Origin of the sequence: Nocardia sp. NPDC004568 (genome assembly GCF_040609955.1) — a bacterium.
Lineage (GTDB): Bacteria > Actinomycetota > Actinomycetes > Mycobacteriales > Mycobacteriaceae > Nocardia.
In genome coordinates this window covers 1-18,121 of sequence record NZ_JBEXLL010000030.1, presented here as the reverse complement: position 1 = coordinate 18,121, position 18,121 = coordinate 1, and the positions used below count along the sequence as shown (strand labels likewise).

Here is an 18,121-nt window from a genome sequence, read left to right as displayed (position 1 = left end):
GCCGTCTTCGGACCACCGGCCGAGTGTGCACCACCTCACCATGCGGGCAGCGGTGGCCGTTCTGTGGCATGCTTGGTGGCGAGTACGAGTTGTTGAAGTGATCGCTCGGCTCGCAACAGGAAGTAAAATAACAGTATGTCGCAAGGCAGTGTGAAGTGGTTCAACGGCGAAAAGGGCTTCGGGTTCATCGCGCAAGACGGTGGCGGCCCGGATGTTTTCGTCCACTACTCCGCGATTTCCGGCTCCGGCTTCAAGTCCCTTGACGAGGGACAGCGTGTCGAGTTCGAGATCGAGCAGGGTCAGAAGGGCCCGCAGGCTCAGAGCGTCCGCGCTATCTAGGAGCCGACCAACATGGAACCCGCGCCACGGCGCGGGTTTCTTGCTTTTCCGGGCACGGTACCGGCCCGCGGCCGCCGAGCCCACGCGCGATCGGATGTGGTGGTGTCGTGGGTGGCCGGACGGCCGGGTGACGCGCGCATCCGGAGCGAATGCGGGGGTACGCCTAGGATGGCTGCCGGGGACGTCAGTGTCCGGAATCGGGTGACCAGATCCTCCAGCGCGCGCCGGTCCTCCAGATCGGCCGGCCGGTAGCCGTCTGCCGCGGTGACCGTCACCGGGGTGCCTCGCACGATGCCGAGTTCCGGCCAGCACCAGGGCAGCACCGGTAGATTCACCGCGCGGTCGTTGGCGGCGACGGTGATCCGCGATGTACAGCCGGGGAGGGAACCGGCCAGTTCCTCGGCGGCCGCGGCGGTCAGCGGGCCGGGGGAGCGGAATTCCTCGATGTACACCGGACCTCCTCAGAGAATGTGGAGTTCAGTGTAGGACCGGCCGGGGGCTGACGGCCGTCCCGCCGACCGCCGTGCCGCAGAGTGGACGAGCCGTCCGCACGTCGGCTCTGTACGTCGTTGCCCCCCTTGTGTTTCGATATTCCTCGGCGCGGTCGCGGTGGTATCGCGGGCGCGCGGCGCCGGGCCCGCGGGCCCGGTCGGGAACGGGGAGGCGGAAATGATCAGAACACGGTGGTCACGGTGGGGCGTCACGGCAGCAGCGGTGGCTCTGACGGTATCGGCGCTGTCGGCGTGCTCGCCGGCCAATTCGACACAGCGGGATGCCGAGAACCCGTGGCAGATCACGGGAGCCACGACCAGCACCGGGCCCAGCGGGTCCCGGGACGGAGTACCCGACACCGACCGGCAGGCCGCGAACGGTGACGGCGGTGAGATGGACCGGCTCGCGCTCAACGCGGTCGCCGATATCGAGGAGTTCTGGACGGAGAACTATGCGGCGACCTTCCCGGGCGAGTTCCGGCCGGTCTCGCGACTCATCTCCTGGGACGCCGATGCCCGCGAACGCGATTCGGTCGAGTTCTGCACGATCAGCACCCACGAACTCGTGAACGCCGCCTACTGCGGAACCGACGACACCATCGGCTGGGACCGCGGAGTACTGCTGCCGGAGCTGGTCGAGCAGTTCGGCGACATGGCGGTGGTGATGGTGCTCGCCCACGAATACGGGCACGCCCTGCAGATACCCGCCGGGATCGCGACCGAGGACTCCCCGGGGCTGGTCACCGAACAGCAGGCCGACTGCCTGGCCGGTGTGTTCCTGCGGCATGTGGCCGAGGGCGATTCCCGGCATTTCACGCTCAACACCACCGAGGGGCTCAACGGCGTCCTGGGCGCCACCGTCGCGGTCCGTGACCGTGACCCCGACGACCCGGACAATGTGCACGGCAGCGCCTTCGAACGCGTCACGGCCGTGCAGATGGGTTACACGAACGGCGCCCGGGCGTGTGCGCAGATCGACGAACAGGAGATCGAGGCCCGCCGGGCCGGTCTCCCGGTGACCTTCGAGGAACCCGGTGAGGAGTACCTGCAGCTGGAGGTGACCGAGGATTCGCTCGCGGACATGGCCGGCGCGCTCGCCGATATCCTGCCGGTCACCGGTGCGCCCGAATACGACTACGACGGCGTGCCGGCCCGTTGCTCCGAGGCGACCCCCACCGCGCCCGTCGCCTACTGCCCGGTCACCGATGTGATCGGCACGGATGTCGACGCGCTGGCAGAGCGGGCGGGTGGGACGGGCGGTGAGGACGAACCGCTGTCGGCCATCGTCGCCGGCGACTACAACGCCTTCGTGGTGTTCGTCTCCCGCTACACCCTCGCCTACCAGAACGACCGACAGCTCGGCCTGGTCGGCGCCGAGACGGCGGGATTGCGCACCGCCTGCCTGTCGGGTGTGGTGACCACCGCGCTGAGCAGGGCGAACAGTAATCCGCGCCTGTCCGCCGGGGACTTGGACGAGGCAGTGTCGGGCCTGCTCGCCGACGGACTGGCGGCCAGTGACGTCAACGGCGACGTGGTCGGCGAGGGCTATCTGCGGCTGGACGCGTTCCGGCTGGGCGTGCTCGAGGGCGAAAGCGCCTGCCTCGCGGAGTACGAGTAGAGCGCGCGCCGGCGCCCGCACGCGGGTGCGGTTCGGCCGGGCTCGGAGCGGATCCGGGCCGCCACCGAACGGCTCCGCCCGGGACCGCCGACCGATTCGGCGGCGGCGCCCCCGAGGACTCGCGCCGCCCGGTTCCGCTTCGCCGCCGGCGCTACTCGCCGGTGACCCGCGCCTCCAGCCACGTCACCACATCGGCGAGTACCTGATCGCGTTCGGGTTCGTTGAAGATCTCGTGGTAGAGCCCGTCGTAGCGGCGGACGGTGAGATCGGTGGTGCCCGCGCGCTGTTCGATCCGGTCGGTACTCGCCGGTGCGGCGATGGCGTCGCGGGTTCCGTGCAGCGCAAGCGTCGGGACCCGTAACTCCGGCAAGCGGCCGAGCACGGCGCCGGCCGCCGTGAGGATCTCCGTCGCCGTGCGGGCGGGCAGCTTTCCGCGGAACACCAGCGCGTCGTTGTCGTAGGCCGCGACGACCGCCGGGTCCCGGCTGATCTGCGACGAGTCGAGTTTCAGCACACCCAGGTTCGGGGCCAGCCGGGTGAGCACCGGGGCGAGGAGCCGCTGCGCCGGATTTCCGGCGTCTATGATCAGCGGCGGCGCCGACACCACCACTCCGGCCACGTCCAGCGGCGCCCTGGTCGCCAGGTAGAGGGTGATCAGGGCGCCCATGGAATGGCCGACCACGAACGCCGGCGCGCCGGGATGTTCCGTGCGCGCCGCGGCGAGCAGGGCCGCCACATTGTCGGCGGCATTGTCGATGGAGCCGATATTGGCGCGCGTGCCCGCGTCGGCGGATTCCCCGTGCCCCACATGGTCGAACGCGTACACCGCGAAACCGGCGGCCGCCAGGGTCCGCGCGACGTACTCGTAGCGACCCGAGTGCTCGGCCACTCCGTGTACGAGGACGATGACCCCGCGCGCCGTCGCGGGCACCCAGGAACGCCGGCTCAGCCGGTGTCCGGCATGCTCGAACTCCCCGCGCTCCACTCGTATGTCCTGGTCGCTGCTCACCGGATCCTCCCTCGAAGCTGTACACGTGGTCCGCGGCGGGCAGGCACACCACCTCTTCGGAAACCCTTCGAAGCAGATGCGCCCGCGGTCGGCGGAGGTTTCGCCGCGTCGGAGTTCCTGCCCGGCCGGTCCGCACGGTCCCGCTGCGGAGGTATCGCTTCAGCCGGCCCGTTCCGGCTCGGCGAGTGCGGTGAGCAGGCGCCGGTTGAAGTCGATGAGGCGAGCGTAGTTCACCCGCGACAGCCGCTCGTCGTTTCCGTGTATCCGTTCCAGATCCGCGGCTGTGAGCCGGATCGGGGCGAAATTGCAGCGGGTGGCGGCCAGATCGTCGTAGTGGCGCGAGTCGGTGGCGCCGGGAACGAGACCGGTCGTCACCGCGGCGCCGGGCACCACCTCCGTGGTGAGGCGTGCGATGAGGTCGAACCGCGGCCCCGGACCGGTCGCCGGGGTGGGTTCCGAAGTCATGCCCACCAGTTCGATCCGGACCTGTGCGTCACGAACGGCCCGGCGGCAGTGCGAGAGCACCGATTCGACCGTATCGCCCGGCAGGATCCGGAAGTTGATCAGCGCCTCGGCCTGCTGCGGCAGGACATTCGCCTTCACCCCGCCGCGGATCACCGTGGGTGCCGTGGTGGTCCGCACCAGCGCCTCGGTCTGCGGTGTCGCGGCCATGATCCGGCCGATCACCGGCGCCGCCAGCCCCGCGAATCCGAGCAACCGGCGTTTGGTCGCGGGCAGGTGCGGGCGCAGGCGAGTGAGCATATCGGTGACCACGGGTGTGACCCGTAGCGGCATCGGGTCGTCCTGGATCCGGCTCACGGCACGAGCCAGCCGGCCGACCGCGGTCCGTCGCCCCGGCATGGACGAGTGCCCGCCCTTCTCCGACACCGACAACCGGACCGTGGCATACCCCTTCTCACCGAGCATGATGGTGGCCACCGGGACGGTCACCTCGTCCACGATCCCCTCGGTGATCACCCCGCCCTCGTCCAGCAGCAGGTCGGCGTGGACCCCTTGCTCCCGCAGCCGCGCGGCCATCCGGACCGCGCCGCGGTCGCCGAACACCTCTTCGTCGTGGCCGAACGCCAGGTGAACGGTGTGGCGGGGCCGCACGCCGTCGGTGAGAGCGGATTCGACGGCCTCCAAGACGGCCAGCACCCGGCTCTTGTCATCGATGGCGCCGCGACCCCAGATGAACTCCGCGTCCACCACGCCCGCGAACGGTGGATGGGTCCACCGGGCCGGATCGTCCGCGGGCACCACGTCCTGGTGCGCGAGCAGGATCGCGGCTGTTCGCGTGGGGTCCACGCCCCGCCAGGTGTAGAGCCGGCTGTGGCCGAAGCGTTCGAGCTCCAGTTCGGCGTGCACCCGCGGGAACGACCGCTCGAGGTGCGCGCCGAGCCGCTCGAACTCGGCGTCGGCCGCCGCGCCGGAGCCGTCGCGGCCCGGTTCGGGCTCCTCCCGGGACACCGTCGCGCACCGCAACGCCGCGGCCAGCCGCTCCGCCGTCGCGTTGTCGACCGGTGCGCTGGTCGCCGGATCGGCCTCGAGGTGGGTGGACATCACTGCATTCTCCTCGCCCGCGCAACCCCCGGCACGGACTGTCCGGCGGGACGGCAGCGCTCGGAGACCGGCGGAGTACGTCCCGTGGCCCGAGCGGTGCGGGCCGGGCATTATTCTGGGAGCCATGGCAGCAGGCAAGCCCGACAAAGAGGCGAAGGCCGCGGCGAAAGCCGCGCGCAAAGCACAGTCGAAGGAACGTCGTCAGCAGATCTGGCAGGCGTTCCAGATGCAGCGCAAAGAGGACAAGCTGCTGCTGCCGCTGATGATCGGCGCGGTGGTGGTCACCGCGCTCGTGCTGTTCGGGATCGGCTTCCTCTTCGGCGCGCAGTGGTTCCTGCTGCCGCTGGGTTTGCTGCTCGGCCTGCTGTTCGCCTTCATCATCTTCGGCCGTCGCGTGCAGAAATCCGTCTACGGGAAAGCCGAGGGTCAGGCCGGTGCCGCCGCGTGGGTGCTGGACAACCTGCAGGGCAAATGGCGGGTCAGCAACGGTATCGCCGCGACCACCCAGCTCGACGCCGTGCACCGGGTGATCGGCCTACCCGGGGTGATCTTCGTGGCGGAGGGCTCGCCGCAACGGCTGCGTTCGCTGCTGGCCCAGGAGAAGAAGCGCACGGCCCGGCTCATCGGCGACACCCCGATCTACGACGTGGTGGTCGGCAACGAGGAGGGCCAGGTCCCGCTGAAGGAACTCCAGCGTTACCTCACCAAACTCCCGCGCAATATCGACACCAAGCGCATGGATCAGATCGAGGGCAGGCTCAGCGCGCTCAGTTCGCGCAGCGGCGGTCCGGCCATGCCCAAGGGTCCGATGCCGACCAATGCCAAGATGCGGGGTATGCAGCGCACCATCCGCCGCCGCTGACCCGGTGGCTCAACGCCGCAACAGCCACAGCACCCGGTCATAGGCGAGCACGTGGTAGGCGAGCAGGATCGCGCCGGACACCAGGGCGAGCCGCGGTAGCCCGGCGAGCCACAGCGCGGCCGCGCCGCCGAACAGCACGGTGAATTCGACCAGCAGTCGTATCGCGCCGGGTACCGCGACCGGAGCCTCTCCGGAGCGGCTCGGATCTCCCGGTACCGCGAAAACGCCCCAGGCCGTCGCCGCGATCACGGGGAGCAGCACCACCAGCAGCCACCGTCCCGGCCCGTCCGTCAGCCGCCAGCCGAGCACCCCGGCCGAAGCCAGGGCGGTGAGTTCGAGCAGGAAACGAAGGCCGAGCAGTACCGGATTCAGTGACACCGCGCGAGCGTAACCGGCCGCCACCCGTGGGAGGTGGTCAGCGAGAGCGCACCACCGCGGTGCCGGTCGCGCGATCGTGCATCCCGCGGCCGTCCGCGTCGGTGAACAGCGCGGGGATCACGAATACCAGCAGCACCTGGCGGCCGAGCGCCCGCAGGAACCCCACCGGCGCGTCGGCATCGACCCGGGCCACCCGGATCCGCAGGAAATACTGCCCGGGGGTGAACCCGAACAGCGTCACCGCCGCCACCCCGATCACGAACCAGAGTCCCAGGTTCACCGACGCGGCCGGTATACCCTGCGCGATCAGCGCCGAGATACCGACCGCGATGAGCCAGTCCACCAGCATCGCGACCACGCGGCGGAACATCCCAGGCAGTGACCCGGCGCCCTCCCGGGGCAGACCCAGGCCGGACCCGGCGTAGTCGTCGCCGCCGGTACCGGGGGCGACGGGAGGTCCGGAGAGCCAGGAACCGGTGATACGTGCCATGCACCCCAGAATAGGCGTACCTCCGCGTACGCTCCGGCCTCGCTCCATACGTCCGGCCTGCGCTCCCCGCGCACCTCGACCTGCGCCTCCGGCCGTGTGCTCGCGAGCACTTCCGCGTTCACGTCGGTCGTGCGCTGTTCGTATATCTGTGCATCCACTCGCCGGGCGCGGATTGTGGATAGGCTTTCGCCTCGACCGCACCTTCGGCAATGGTGCGGTGTCCGGGTGACGGGCGGCCTCCGTTACGCGAGGTCACCGCTGGATTCCGGGCACAAAGGGCAGTTCCGGACCGGGCCGGGCCGAGGACCGAGGACCGAACCCGCAGTTCGTGGCGTGGCCGAGGACACGCTGTCGACCCGACGTGTAACACTGGCGAAACACACTCTTGACTGGCGGGAAACACCCTGTCCATAGCGTCGGGTCGCGACGCCCCGCACTCGATACTGGCTGGGAATCTATCCGTAAGGAGAACCACGTGACGTTCAGCACGGCCGACGAGGTCATCAAGTACATCGCGGACTCGGAGGTCGAATATGTCGACATCCGTTTCAGCGATCTGCCCGGTGTGCAGCAGCACTTCTCCATCCCGGCGAAGGCCTTCACCGCCGACCTCGCCGAGGAAGGCCTCGCCTTCGACGGTTCTTCGGTACGCGGTTTCCAGTCCATCGACGAGTCCGACATGCTGCTGCTGCCCGACTACAGCACCGCGCAGCTCGACCCGTTCCGGTCGGCGAAGACGCTCAATATGAACTTCTTCGTGCACGACCCCTTCACCCGTGAGGCATACTCGCGCGACCCGCGCAATATCGCCCGCAAGGCGGAGGAGTACCTGCGCTCGACCGGTATCGCCGATACCGCGTACTTCGGCGCCGAGGCCGAGTTCTACATCTTCGACTCGGTGCGCTACGACTCGCAGATGAACGGCGCCTTCTACCAGGTCGAGTCCATCTCCGGCTCCTGGAACACCGGCGCGGCCACCAACCCCGACGGCAGCCCCAACCGCGGCTACAAGGTCCGTAACAAGGGCGGGTACTTCCCGGTCGCCCCCTACGACCACTACGTCGACCTGCGCGACAAGATCTCCACCAACCTGCAGAACGCCGGTTTCGAGCTGGAGCGCGGCCACCACGAGGTCGGCACCGCCGGCCAGGCCGAGATCAACTACAAGTTCAACACCCTGCTGGGCGCGGCCGACGATCTGCAGCTGTTCAAGTACATCGTCAAGAACACCGCCTGGGCCGAGGGCAAGACCGTCACCTTCATGCCGAAGCCGCTCTTCGGCGACAACGGCTCGGGCATGCACGCCCACCAGTCGCTGTGGAAGGACGGCAAGCCGCTGTTCCACGACGAGGCCGGCTACGGCGGCCTGTCCGACCTGGCCCGCCACTACATCGGCGGCATCCTGCACCACGCGCCGTCGCTGCTGGCGTTCACCAACCCGACCGTGAACTCCTACCACCGCCTGGTCCCGGGCTTCGAAGCCCCGATCAACCTGGTGTACTCGCAGCGCAACCGCTCCGCCGCGGTCCGCATCCCGGTCACCGGCAACAACCCGAAGGCCAAGCGCATCGAGTTCCGCGCGCCGGACTCCTCGGGTAACCCGTACCTCGCCTTCGCCGCCATGCTGATGGCCGGCCTGGACGGCATCAAGAAGAAGATCGAGCCGCTGGCCCCGGTCGACAAGGATCTCTACGAGCTCCCGCCGGAGGAGGCCAAGAACATCCCGCAGGCCCCCACCAGCCTCGCCTCGGTCATCGACCGCCTCGAGGCCGATCACGAGTACCTCACCGAGGGCAATGTCTTCACCGAGGACCTGATCGAGACCTGGATCAGCATCAAGCGTGACCAGGAGATCGCCCCGGTGAACCTGCGGCCGCACCCCTACGAGTTCGAGCTCTACTTCGACGTGTAAGCCGCTATAGCGGCCTGACCTGCAGCGGAACATTCACGAACCGCCTTCCGTCCGCAATACGTCCGCAACAGCTGTTGACGAGTCCACCCACTCCGCGATCACTCCACCGATTGCGGTCCGGGTGGACTCGTCTGCGTCCGGCCACAGATGCCCATAGGTATCCAAGGTCGTCTTGGCGCTGGCATGACGCAGCCGGGCCTGCACCGTCTTGATATCGGCGCCCTTCGCGATCAGCAGCGACGCGAAGTAGTGCCGCAGATCGTGGAAGGTGAATGCTTCGGGTAACCCCGGCACGGTGCCCGCGGTCCGGAGCTCCCGGATTCGCCGTTCGATCTGCCATGGGGGAGCGGGCTTGCCTTCCCCGTTGGTGACCATGTACTCGCTCGGCCATTTCTGGACCGCCGCTGACAGCAGCAACGTGAGCTCACGCGGGATCGGGATCGATGTCTCGCTGCACTCGGTCTTCAACGGTTCGGCCGGCCACTGACGTTTCGGGTGGACCACACCCCGCGTGAAGTCGATATCGGCCACTCGCAGCGCGGACACCTCGGCGACGCGAAGGCCCGCGAACAGTCCCAGCAGAATCGCCGGACGCAGATGTCCCGGCATGGCATCGTGCAACGCCCAGACCTGCTGCGTCGTGGCGACGTAGGGCTTCTGCTTCCCGGTCGGGGGAGCTGTCTTGCGCGAGCACGGATTCCGCGTCAATACACCCTCATGGACCGCATCGTTCATGATCTGCGACAGCCGGGAGTGCAGCGCGTAGACGTAGCTCGCCTGGTGACCCGCCCTCTTGAGCTTTGCCACCCAAGCCTTCACCGACGACGGCCGGACAGCCGAAAGTTGCGTATTGCCGAACTCCGAAACGATCTGCGCGATATGCACCTTGGCCTGCCGGACCGTTCCATCCCGGTTCACGCCGTAGCCGACAATCCACACATCGCACCACTCCTGCACGGTCATCTGAGCATCACGCGGCGCAATATGGGTGCCCTGGACCAAGGCCGATGTCTGCTGGTCCAGCCACTTCTGAGCATCTACCTTCCGGTCGAAGCCCTTCGCGTGCTCGTTGCCGAAGTCGTCGACGTAGCGAGCACGCCACTTCTTACCCTTGCCGTAGTTGGCCGATCGAACCTGTTCCCGCTTGGTCGTGCCGTCCGGAGCAGTGACAGTGACCGTCTTGTACCAGCGAGGCTCGATCCCCGACCGGCGATGCCGACGCACAGCCATCAGGCGGCCTCACCGGTTCCGGTCAGCTTCTCCTGCTCCGCGATCCAGGCCAGGACCACGGTCTTACGCCACACCCGCCGACGAGGGCCGAGCTTGAAACTGGCCGGTCCCTGCCCGACGTGCGCCCACCACCGCCAGGTAGCCGCCGGAATCCCGGTCAGCGCCTCGCAGTCCTTGGCCCGAAGGTAGGTTTCCTCTTCGATCATCGCTTCGCCTCTCTACGCTGCCTGCGGGGTTTTCGAAATGTGCTGCTGTGCTGGCGGACCGGCCGCGAGCAGTGCGCGGGTGTACTCGGCGCGCCAGATCTTGCGCTGGGCGATGGACGCCATGATCAGGTGATCGCGGGGTGGGGCCGAGCGGTCGCCGGGCCGCACGATCGAGAGCTTGAGGTGTGAGGTGTCGGGCTTGACGATCCCCACCGAGGCGAGCAGTTGCCGGACGAACTCGACACGGTCGGCCTTGTGATCGGGCAGGGTCTTGTTCGACCACTGCCGCGAGACCAGGACCCGGCGGCCGGGCAGGCCGAGGGTGTCCCGCCGGTGTGCCTTGCCTTTGCAGCGGCCCGGGATGGTCTTCTCGGTGGCGCCTTCGGGGACGATGCCGTAGCGCAGCCAGACCGGGCACCGCTTCGAGCACGGCGTGTGCTGCAACTCGGCATGCAACCGGTTGTAGTGCCGGCGAGTGCGGTCCGAATCGGTCTCCAGCACTTCAGCGATGGACTTCGTGAGGTACTTCGTGACGTAGCCGACAGCGCGATCGGCTTTGCGGCCGGGGACGTAGCCGCGGATATCGGAGCGGTCCATCTGCGCCCCGAACCGGACCACGTGCGCCGGCTGGAGGTCGTCGACGTCGTCGAGGAGGTCTTGCACGTCGTCGAAGGCCAGCAGCGGCGAACCGGTGGCGGGGTCGACGAAAGTCAGCCGGGTCGGGTCCCAGACCGGGACGATATCGCCGGGGTAGACCTCGCTGGCCCGGTCATGCGGAGGCCACCACACCTGATGGTAGGTCGCGGCCGTCACTTGCCGGATGATGTCGCGGGACACGGTGCCCCGGATCAGGATGTGCAGATGCGGGGCGCCGCGCTTCTGGGGTTCGACGGTGGCGAAGTACTGGATGTTCCAGCCCACCGCCCGGCGCAGGTTCTGGATCCAGCGGTCGAACAACGCGGAGAAGTGCACGATGTCACGGGCGGCGCGTTCGTAGTCGTAGGACTCCGGGTCGCGGGGTGAACCGTCGCCGACCACTTCGCCTTTGTCGTTTATCGCGCCGTCGCGGTTGATGGCCCCGTAGGACGGCATGGTCAGGGTGATGAACATCGAGGGTCGGTGACCGCCGGTGTACTCCCGGCCGACCGTCGTCTTCTCCACCTTCAGGCGAGGCAGGTTCGGCGCGTCCTGGCGCCGGCGAGTGGAGCGAGCACGCCGCGGCTTGGGTTCCCGGTCCAGAGCGGGCAGCCGGCCACGGAATCCGGACTCTTTCATCTCCGCGTCGAGGTCGGCGACGACTTCCCGGATACCGGACATCATGTCCGCGTCACCTTCGGCCTTGGCCTGCTGGAAGGTGTCGAACAGATCCGAGCGGGCCGCCAGCAGCGCGGTTTGGTGCTCGGTCGGCGGGGTCTTCTCGTTCTCGGGCTCCCGGTCGATGTGCCAGCCTTCGCGGGACTGGGTGATCCGCAGGAACCGGGCCTTGTCCGCACACGCCGGGCAGACCGAGGCGATCGTCGACTTGCACGGGGCGCCGATGTATTCCTCGGTGAGGGTCTTGGAGTTGTAGGCCAGCATCGGTATCGGGCGGGCGCAGATGTGTTCCTGCTGGGCCAGTTCGTGGGCGACGTCCCGGAAGTCCGGCAGGCTACGACGCTGGGCCGCGGTCTGCCGGATCGGGACGACCCCGGTATCGGTCGAGGCCGTGGTGTTCATCAGGCGGGGTGTCCTTCCTGCTTGGTCCAGTGATCCACCCGAGGCAGCACCACCGTCTCGGCGAGAGCGTCACCGAAGCGGAACCTCAGCTCGACGGTGGCGGGGCCGACGATGCTGGCACGGCACTGCTCGGCTTTGAAGGCGTGGGCGAGGGTCTCGGCGCGCATCTCGTAGTCGGCCGGCGACTGGCCTTCCAGCATCCGCAGCTGCACCCGATCAGTCCCATGACCGATGCCGACCGCAAGCAGTTTCGGTGTAGCGGTGCGAGTTTCGGTGGCCATAGTGAGACGGCACGCCTTCATCAGCCGGCCCCAGTTGCGGCGGTAGCGCCACCAGGTCAGGAACCGGGTCCGGGCACGGTCGGTGATCCAGCGGTCGAACATGTCCGGGCGGGCCTTGCGCCACAGCAGGATCAGCGCGGTGAATGCGACCCCGACCGCGATCCCGGAGGGCCAGCCGGCCAGCACACCCACGGTGACCGCCACGCCGATCGGGACGGAGATCGGTGGGAACAGGATTGCCCAGTGAATCGCGACCCCAGCACCGACTACGGCGTACCAGGCGGTGTTCAGGACCGCCAGGCCAAGTAAGTCGAACGGGTCACGCCGACGCTGGGGGCCGGTGGTGACGGTGGCGGTGGTGCTGCCGGTGGTGAGGCTGGTCGTGATGCTCATGACGGGTTCTCCGGATCGAAGAGTGAGAGTTGGTCGGGGCAGGGTTCGTGCAGGTTCTTGTTGACCCGGCGGGGTCGTTTGCTGCTGCGGCGGACCTGGTCGGCTGCCTGGACGACGATCCGGTTCGGCTCCCGTTTGGGCTGCTCGGTCATGCCGCACCCGCTTCCGAAGTGGTGAGGTAGTCCAGGAGGTGACGGCCGAGGTGTTCGGTGTAGGCCGGCGGGATCGCTTGGGCGAGTTCTTTGCCGGTCATCCAGTCGATGCCCATGCAGGCCGGCCCGGTCCAGGCGGAGACGTCGCCGGTGATGGAGATGTTCATGCCTGCGGCGAAGTCTCGGCGGGTCTTTTTCGTGCTGGTGCGGACCCGGTGGACCGGGTGCCACGGAGCCGGAGGCAGCCACGGGATACGGGGATCGATGGCGAACTTGCGGTGCCGGTAGGTGCGCAGACCGAACATGGATCCACACAGAACGACATCGGCCCGCATCCGGGCACCCATCACGTTTTCCACCACCCACGGAGCAGGTTGGCCCGCGAGCGCTTCCAGGGTGGCGCCCAGCAGCCAACCCGTCCCCTGCACGCTGGAACGAGACGACAGAGTCGAATGGTCATGGCACGGCGGAGAAGCAGCGATAGCGTCGAACTCGTGCCCGTGGACGGCCAGGTATTCCAAGGCGTCGGCGCGATGGAATTCGAACGGGTAGTTCGGCTGGTCCTCGATATCGATACCGACGACTTCGAAGCCGGCGAGGTGGTAGCCCTTCGATGCGCCACCGGCCTTGCAGTACAGGTCCAACAAGCGCGGCCGTCCGGGGTTCATGCTGCCCACCCCGAACCGTCGTCGCCGTTGTCGTGGTAGGTGGTGGTGAAGTCCCAGCCTGGGATTTCTCCGGTTTCGGCGAACATGCCCACCGCGACAGTGATCGGGTCGTGTCCGGCGCGTTCGAGGGCGCAGCGGCGACGGGCGGACAGGTCGATCACGTCGGCGGGGATGGTGTTGCGTGCCATGGTCATTTCTCCGTTCAGGGTGGGGATGGCTCTGGATGAACCGGTCAGGCCGCGATCGGGGCCGACGCGTCGCCGAGGTCGTCGGGGTCGAAACCCGAGTAGTCGGCCTGCGGAGACAGATCCGGCGCGGCCGGTGAGTAGATGTCGACGATGCGGTCGATGTCGTCGTCGGAGACCCAGAAGGCGCGGACCCGCACGAACGCGGTGGTGCCGTCTTCGCCGACGTAGCCGACACCGGGTGTGTGCTCGGAGATCTCGTCGCAGCGGGCACCGCGGTCGCGGGCGCCTTGGCCGTGGACCATGGTGTTCTGGCTCGGCTCATCCAGCCGCAGGCCGATGCGGATTGGGAACAGCTGCCGGTTGGGCATCGTCTCCTTGGACGGGTCCTGCAACGCCGCCACCACCGACACACCCGCAGCACGGCCCTTGGACAGCAGCAGCCCGGTCAGCCGCCGGAATTCGTTCTGTTCCTCCCGGGACGCATAGGCCGACAGGGAGGCGGCTTCGTCAATGATGATCAGGATCAGCGGCTCATCGGCCGAGGGGACGAGCTTTCGGACACCGGCCGCGCGCATCCGAGCGGAGCGTTCATCCATGACGTCGACAGCTTCGGCGAGCATGGCCAGGATGGATTTCGCGTCGACGGCGAAGCGGACGAATAGCTTTCCCTCACCGCGCCCGAACTCGACACCGCCCTTCGGGTCAGCCAGCCAGATATCCACCAACCCGGCTTTGACCGCGGGGCCGATGCCGTTGATCAGTGACCACAGCACCGAGCCTTTGCCCGATCCGGTGGCGCCGGCGAGGAGGATGTGTCCGTAGAGGACGCGCAGCCGCCAGGTGTCGTGGTCCTCGGTGGCACCGACCGGCACGGCTTCCAGGTCCACGCCGTAGGCCAGCAGATCAGTGACCGGGGCGGGGTCGGCGAGGGTGTCGGTGGTGCGCAGGTGCAGGTGCACGAATCCCGGACTCGGCGAGGACACCAGCACCTCGGGGACACCGAAGTAGGCGGCGAGCGCGGCCCGGGTCGCCTCGTCGTTCCAGGTCCGCAGCGACTGACCGCCCAGCATCTGGACCTCGACGAGCATCCCGGATTCGGTGAGCGTCGCGGCGGTGACGTTGGGGAACCCGGTCTCCCACGACCCGAGCTTGAGCGCGGGCCACATCAGGGCGAGCTGGGCGGAGTCGGTGACGATCGAGACCGCCGGTGCCAGATCCACCGGAACCAGCGCCGCGGGTGGATCGGGCTGTTTCACCCCGTCCAGGCGTCGCCAGCGCCACATGGTGAACGCGGTCGCGGCAGCCGAGCCACCGAAGATGAGCAGATCGGGCGAGATCATCAGGCACCCCCAACAGGGACAGCGATCGGCAGCATGGCTTGGACCGGTCGCGCGGGACGAGACGGTTTGGACGGCACAGCGGGTGCCGGGGACAACGCCGGGACAGGATCAGCCGCCGGCGCAGGAACGACGGTTGGAACGGGAGCAGGCTCGGGCTCCGGGGCGAGTTCGGCCGTGACGGGAGCCGGCGCAGACTCGGGCTCAGCCGTTGGCTCGGGCTCGGTGCGGGCTTCGGCGCGCTGACGGGCAGCCACACGGAACAACAAAGCGAGGCCGTGGGTATCGACCAGCAGCGATATCGGGGCGACCGCCGCCACCAACGCGGCAGCCCAGCCCGGAAGTGGCTGACCGGCCGCGACCGCGTGCACGGAATTGCCGGCGACCGAGACCAGCGAGCCGACCACCAAAACCCCGAGGAAGAACCGACGCTCTGATTTGTGGTGGGCGCAGACCAACAGCCCGAAGGTGGCCAGCAGGATCGTGCCGTCCACGATCAGCGGGAACAACCACGCATCATCGGCGGGCATCCGGGCCAGGCGGGCGAGGTCTTCCAGGGTGGAGAACGACAGCCGGAACGCTGCCGCCCCCACGCCCAGGATGATGAGTGCGGCGGACCAGCGCGCAAATCGCATCCCCGCCGACTGATCCGCCGCCCGCATCACGCCGCCTCAGTGCTTGAAGCGGATTCGCCCGCAGTAACGGCCGCATCGTGTTCGGCCAGCACGCCCGGCAGCGCTTCCAACAGCGACCGCGCATGCTCGATACTCAGGTGCAGGCACCCGCTGGCGAAGCCCAAGATGATGTTCACAGCCGGCGAGGTCTCGATACCCGACACAGTTCTGCCGGGCCAGTACTCGACCTCGATCGCGCCGTCGCCGTGAACAGTGGTGCTGAAGTGCGACATGATCACGCCGCCTTACCGGTAGCCCGAGCCGCATTCGCGTCGGCCGGGGCCTGCTTGGAACCGGAGTTGTCACCAGCGATACCGGTGGCGCGGATGTTCCAGCCGATGCTTTTGAACTCGCCCTGGCCGGCGATCTTCGGCTTGACCTGCAAGCCCTCCAACACGATCGGCCGCATACCCGGCGCCACCTCCGGAGCCGAAGGCACCGGCATGACATCGGCGACGAACACCAGATCGAAACTCGCCTGACGAGCGTTCGGGGCATCCGGGTCGGTGACCGTGGCCTTCCACAACCGCTTACCGGTGCCGTTGCCCTCCGCGTCCAGGTCCAGACGCTGCCGCTTCGGGGCGTTGCGGTCGGAGTTGAACTCTGTCATAGGCTCGACATCACCGAGCAGGAACAGGCCCTTCGGGAACGCCTCCGCGAACGCCGGGGTGAACCACAGATTCTTCATAGCCATTTCTGAAACTCCTTTGATCAGACGATGATCAGCCCAAGTCCAAGGTTTCTTTACCCCCCTAAAGTGACGGGCCGAACGTTGGGTGTTGTGGAGACTTTAGGGGGGTAAAGAAGACGATACGCCTGCCGGCGACCGAATGCAATACCCCCCTAAAGTCGCCGTCTACACTGGTCCTGTGGCTACTCCCGACGACTTTGACCAGGCACGGAACGATCCCGATCCGATCCGCCGTGGTCAGCGCGTAACGAAGCTGATGGCCTTCTATCAGCAGCGTGCGAATGAGCTAGCCCGTGCTCGGAAGGTCGCGATCGAGGAAGCCCACCGCGAACGAGGGATGAGCTACAAGGAAATCGCCGAGCTACTCGGGATCACGCAAGGCCGAGTCAGTCAGATTCGGTCGTCCGCGCCACGGGAAGAACGAGCGTTCTTCGGCGTGGGTCCAGTTGCGGTCGGGATTCCACGACGGTTCGGGCTTGAGGACGGCCGCGAACGGCCATTCATCGATGCCAACGACCAGGCGACTCAGAGCGCGCTTGAAGGCACGCTTGGCCGGTTGGTGCTGGCGGTTGAGAAATTCACGATCGATCCTGACCGTGAGGATTTGCCAGAGGGTGACTGCGTCATCGTCTGCGGGCCGAAGTCGGCCCCGGTCGCCCGGCGTCTCCTGGAGGGTGATTCGATACTCGGTTTCGAGCGCGACGACGATGGTTGGTGGATCACCGATTCGCGAACCGGACTACGGCATTCCTCACCGTATCGACGCGACAGCTCTATCCGGAACGATATCGGGTATTTCTCACGCCGCCAGGACGGAGGGCGCGTCATCGTGCACATCGCGGGCATCACCAGCGTGGGTTCGCTCGGCGTCGCACACTGGCTGGACCGCAACGTCAAGTCGGTGTTCGACCCGAAGGCCACCTTCGTAAACGGCGTCATCGAATGCGAGTTCGACGACAGCTTCGCCGTGACGGATAGCCGGATCATCGTCGGCCCGTACATGGAGAAGCCTTGAACGTCCACAGCGCCCAGCTTCAGGAAGGTTCCGCCGAGGACCGCCTATTCATGACCGACCGTGCGGTAGTTGTACTGGATGGCGCAACGTCGCACGACCCCGACTATCCCTCCGCGCATGAGTATGTCGATTCTCTTGGAGACGAGCTGTGCAGGCATCTGGCCAGTTCAAGCGGCCTATCCGACATTCTTGCGACTGCCATCGAATCGACCGCGGAGAGGCTTTGTCTCCACCCCGGAGCGCGGGCACCATCCAGCACGGTTGCGATCGTCCGCACCGACGCCGATGAGGTCGAGGCATTGGTTCTCGGCGATTCGTCCGTAGTCATGGGATGCAACGGCGGGACGCAGGACGTCATCTCAGACGAACGACTCGATGCACTCGACTTCCCTGAGTCCCAGTTCTACCGGGAGAATCTTAAGGCCGGCCACGGGTACGGCCCGGACCACTTCGCTGTGCTCCGATCGCTGCAACTCAAGCAGCGTCAGCGCCGAAACAAGCACCACGGTTACTGGATTGCCGAAGCGGACCCCGCAGCCGCTCAACACGCGATCATCCGCCGATATCCAGCGGATCGGGTCAACTGGGCGATACTCGCGACAGACGGGGCCGTGGACCCGCTCACGCCGCTGCGGATCTCATGGGAAGAAGTCGCCGGACTCGATGATCACGGCCTGAGGCAGTTGCTCGCGCGCACGCACCAGTGGGAAGCCGACAGCGATCCCGACGGTGTTCAGCTGCCGCGGTCGAAGCGCCACGACGACAAGACCATAGCCGTCGTTCGCCTCGCTAAAAGATCAGTTCAGAATGAGCTTTGGTGACAGCTTGCGCTGCCCCGCAGCGTGTTTGACAATCCCAGCGTGGGTGACGAGGTAGTGACCGATGCGTTGTGGGCAAGGCTGGAGTCG

Annotated in this window: 22 protein-coding genes; 6 read left to right on the top strand and 16 right to left on the bottom strand. The window is 67.3% G+C overall.

What is annotated here, in order from left to right:
* Positions 1-135 precede the first annotated feature (135 nt).
* Positions 136-339 carry a cold-shock protein gene (locus ABZV91_RS15860; protein ID WP_039825274.1) on the top strand — a complete coding sequence of 68 codons (204 nt, stop codon included), beginning with the start codon at positions 136-138 and terminating at the stop codon, positions 337-339.
* Here the strand turns inward: ABZV91_RS15860 and ABZV91_RS15855 are convergent.
* On the bottom strand, positions 336-791 hold the full coding sequence (locus ABZV91_RS15855) for a hypothetical protein (RefSeq protein ID WP_355241434.1): 456 nt from the start codon (positions 789-791) through the stop codon (positions 336-338). The two genes, ABZV91_RS15860 and ABZV91_RS15855, sit on opposite strands and share 4 nt — an antisense overlap.
* A gap of 217 nt (positions 792-1,008) precedes the next feature.
* On the opposite strand from ABZV91_RS15855, the gene ABZV91_RS15850 reads away from it, so the two are divergent.
* Positions 1,009-2,448 carry a metallopeptidase gene (locus tag ABZV91_RS15850; protein WP_355241431.1) on the top strand — a complete coding sequence of 480 codons (1,440 nt, stop codon included), beginning with the start codon at positions 1,009-1,011 and terminating at the stop codon, positions 2,446-2,448.
* Positions 2,449-2,599: 151 nt separating this feature from the next.
* Here the strand turns inward: ABZV91_RS15850 and ABZV91_RS15845 are convergent, their stop codons facing one another.
* Positions 2,600-3,457 carry a lysophospholipase gene (locus ABZV91_RS15845; RefSeq protein ID WP_355241428.1) on the bottom strand — a complete coding sequence of 286 codons (858 nt, stop codon included), beginning with the start codon at positions 3,455-3,457 and terminating at the stop codon, positions 2,600-2,602.
* A 159-nt stretch (positions 3,458-3,616) separates the two neighbouring features.
* Entirely contained in the window at positions 3,617-5,020 is a 1,404-nt protein-coding gene (locus ABZV91_RS15840) for a M20/M25/M40 family metallo-hydrolase (RefSeq protein WP_355241425.1), read from the bottom strand.
* 124 nt (positions 5,021-5,144) lie between these two features.
* Between ABZV91_RS15840 and ABZV91_RS15835 the strand changes: the two genes are divergently transcribed.
* Positions 5,145-5,882, top strand: a complete 738-nt coding sequence (locus ABZV91_RS15835) for a DUF4191 domain-containing protein (protein ID WP_063036825.1) — start codon at positions 5,145-5,147, stop codon at positions 5,880-5,882.
* 9 nt (positions 5,883-5,891) lie between these two features.
* Here the strand turns inward: ABZV91_RS15835 and ABZV91_RS15830 are convergent, their stop codons facing one another.
* Both ABZV91_RS15830 and ABZV91_RS15825 read right to left on the bottom strand, forming a co-directional pair.
* Complete coding sequence (locus ABZV91_RS15830; RefSeq protein ID WP_355241421.1) at positions 5,892-6,260, bottom strand: YrdB family protein; 369 nt, start codon at positions 6,258-6,260, stop codon at positions 5,892-5,894.
* 37 nt (positions 6,261-6,297) lie between these two features.
* Positions 6,298-6,750, bottom strand: coding sequence for an RDD family protein (locus ABZV91_RS15825; protein WP_355241418.1), 453 nt, complete (start codon positions 6,748-6,750; stop codon positions 6,298-6,300).
* A gap of 475 nt (positions 6,751-7,225) precedes the next feature.
* Between ABZV91_RS15825 and glnA the strand changes: the two genes are divergently transcribed.
* Positions 7,226-8,662 (top strand): type I glutamate--ammonia ligase, encoded by a 1,437-nt coding sequence (glnA, locus tag ABZV91_RS15820; RefSeq protein ID WP_355241415.1) that lies wholly within the window; start codon positions 7,226-7,228, stop codon positions 8,660-8,662.
* A 33-nt stretch (positions 8,663-8,695) separates the two neighbouring features.
* On the opposite strand, the gene ABZV91_RS15815 is transcribed toward glnA, so the two are convergent.
* From ABZV91_RS15815 to ABZV91_RS15765, 11 genes are read right to left on the bottom strand one after another with little or no spacing between them, the layout of a single operon-like run.
* Positions 8,696-9,892 carry a site-specific integrase gene (locus ABZV91_RS15815; protein ID WP_355241412.1) on the bottom strand — a complete coding sequence of 399 codons (1,197 nt, stop codon included), beginning with the start codon at positions 9,890-9,892 and terminating at the stop codon, positions 8,696-8,698.
* Positions 9,892-10,098, bottom strand: a complete 207-nt coding sequence (locus ABZV91_RS15810; RefSeq protein ID WP_355241410.1) for a DNA-binding protein — start codon at positions 10,096-10,098, stop codon at positions 9,892-9,894. Before ABZV91_RS15810 ends, ABZV91_RS15815 begins: the two co-directional genes overlap by 1 nt.
* A gap of 12 nt (positions 10,099-10,110) precedes the next feature.
* Complete coding sequence (locus ABZV91_RS15805; RefSeq protein ID WP_355241407.1) at positions 10,111-11,814, bottom strand: replication initiator; 1,704 nt, start codon at positions 11,812-11,814, stop codon at positions 10,111-10,113.
* A complete protein-coding gene (locus tag ABZV91_RS15800; protein ID WP_355241404.1) occupies positions 11,814-12,488 on the bottom strand; it encodes a hypothetical protein in 675 nt (224 codons plus the stop codon). Before ABZV91_RS15800 ends, ABZV91_RS15805 begins: the two co-directional genes overlap by 1 nt.
* Positions 12,485-12,640 (bottom strand): hypothetical protein, encoded by a 156-nt coding sequence (locus tag ABZV91_RS15795; protein WP_355241401.1) that lies wholly within the window; start codon positions 12,638-12,640, stop codon positions 12,485-12,487. The genes ABZV91_RS15800 and ABZV91_RS15795 overlap by 4 nt, the downstream gene beginning before the upstream one ends.
* Positions 12,637-13,308, bottom strand: coding sequence for a DNA methylase (locus ABZV91_RS15790; RefSeq protein ID WP_355241398.1), 672 nt, complete (start codon positions 13,306-13,308; stop codon positions 12,637-12,639). The genes ABZV91_RS15795 and ABZV91_RS15790 overlap by 4 nt, the downstream gene beginning before the upstream one ends.
* Positions 13,305-13,496 (bottom strand): hypothetical protein, encoded by a 192-nt coding sequence (locus ABZV91_RS15785; protein WP_355241395.1) that lies wholly within the window; start codon positions 13,494-13,496, stop codon positions 13,305-13,307. Before ABZV91_RS15785 ends, ABZV91_RS15790 begins: the two co-directional genes overlap by 4 nt.
* Before the next feature lie 44 nt (positions 13,497-13,540).
* Positions 13,541-14,836, bottom strand: a complete 1,296-nt coding sequence (locus ABZV91_RS15780) for an FtsK/SpoIIIE domain-containing protein (protein ID WP_355241392.1) — start codon at positions 14,834-14,836, stop codon at positions 13,541-13,543.
* A complete protein-coding gene (locus ABZV91_RS15775; protein ID WP_355241389.1) occupies positions 14,836-15,495 on the bottom strand; it encodes a DUF2637 domain-containing protein in 660 nt (219 codons plus the stop codon). The genes ABZV91_RS15780 and ABZV91_RS15775 overlap by 1 nt, the downstream gene beginning before the upstream one ends.
* Entirely contained in the window at positions 15,495-15,740 is a 246-nt protein-coding gene (locus ABZV91_RS15770; protein ID WP_355241386.1) for a hypothetical protein, read from the bottom strand. Before ABZV91_RS15770 ends, ABZV91_RS15775 begins: the two co-directional genes overlap by 1 nt.
* Before the next feature lie 2 nt (positions 15,741-15,742).
* Positions 15,743-16,201, bottom strand: a complete 459-nt coding sequence (locus tag ABZV91_RS15765) for a hypothetical protein (RefSeq protein ID WP_355241383.1) — start codon at positions 16,199-16,201, stop codon at positions 15,743-15,745.
* A gap of 175 nt (positions 16,202-16,376) precedes the next feature.
* On the opposite strand from ABZV91_RS15765, the gene ABZV91_RS15760 reads away from it, so the two are divergent.
* Positions 16,377-17,213: a sigma factor-like helix-turn-helix DNA-binding protein gene (locus ABZV91_RS15760; RefSeq protein ID WP_355241380.1), complete on the top strand. Its 837-nt coding sequence runs from the start codon at positions 16,377-16,379 to the stop codon at positions 17,211-17,213.
* A complete protein-coding gene (locus ABZV91_RS15755) occupies positions 17,210-18,034 on the top strand; it encodes a hypothetical protein (protein ID WP_355241377.1) in 825 nt (274 codons plus the stop codon). Before ABZV91_RS15760 ends, ABZV91_RS15755 begins: the two co-directional genes overlap by 4 nt.
* Positions 18,035-18,121: the final 87 nt, after the last annotated feature.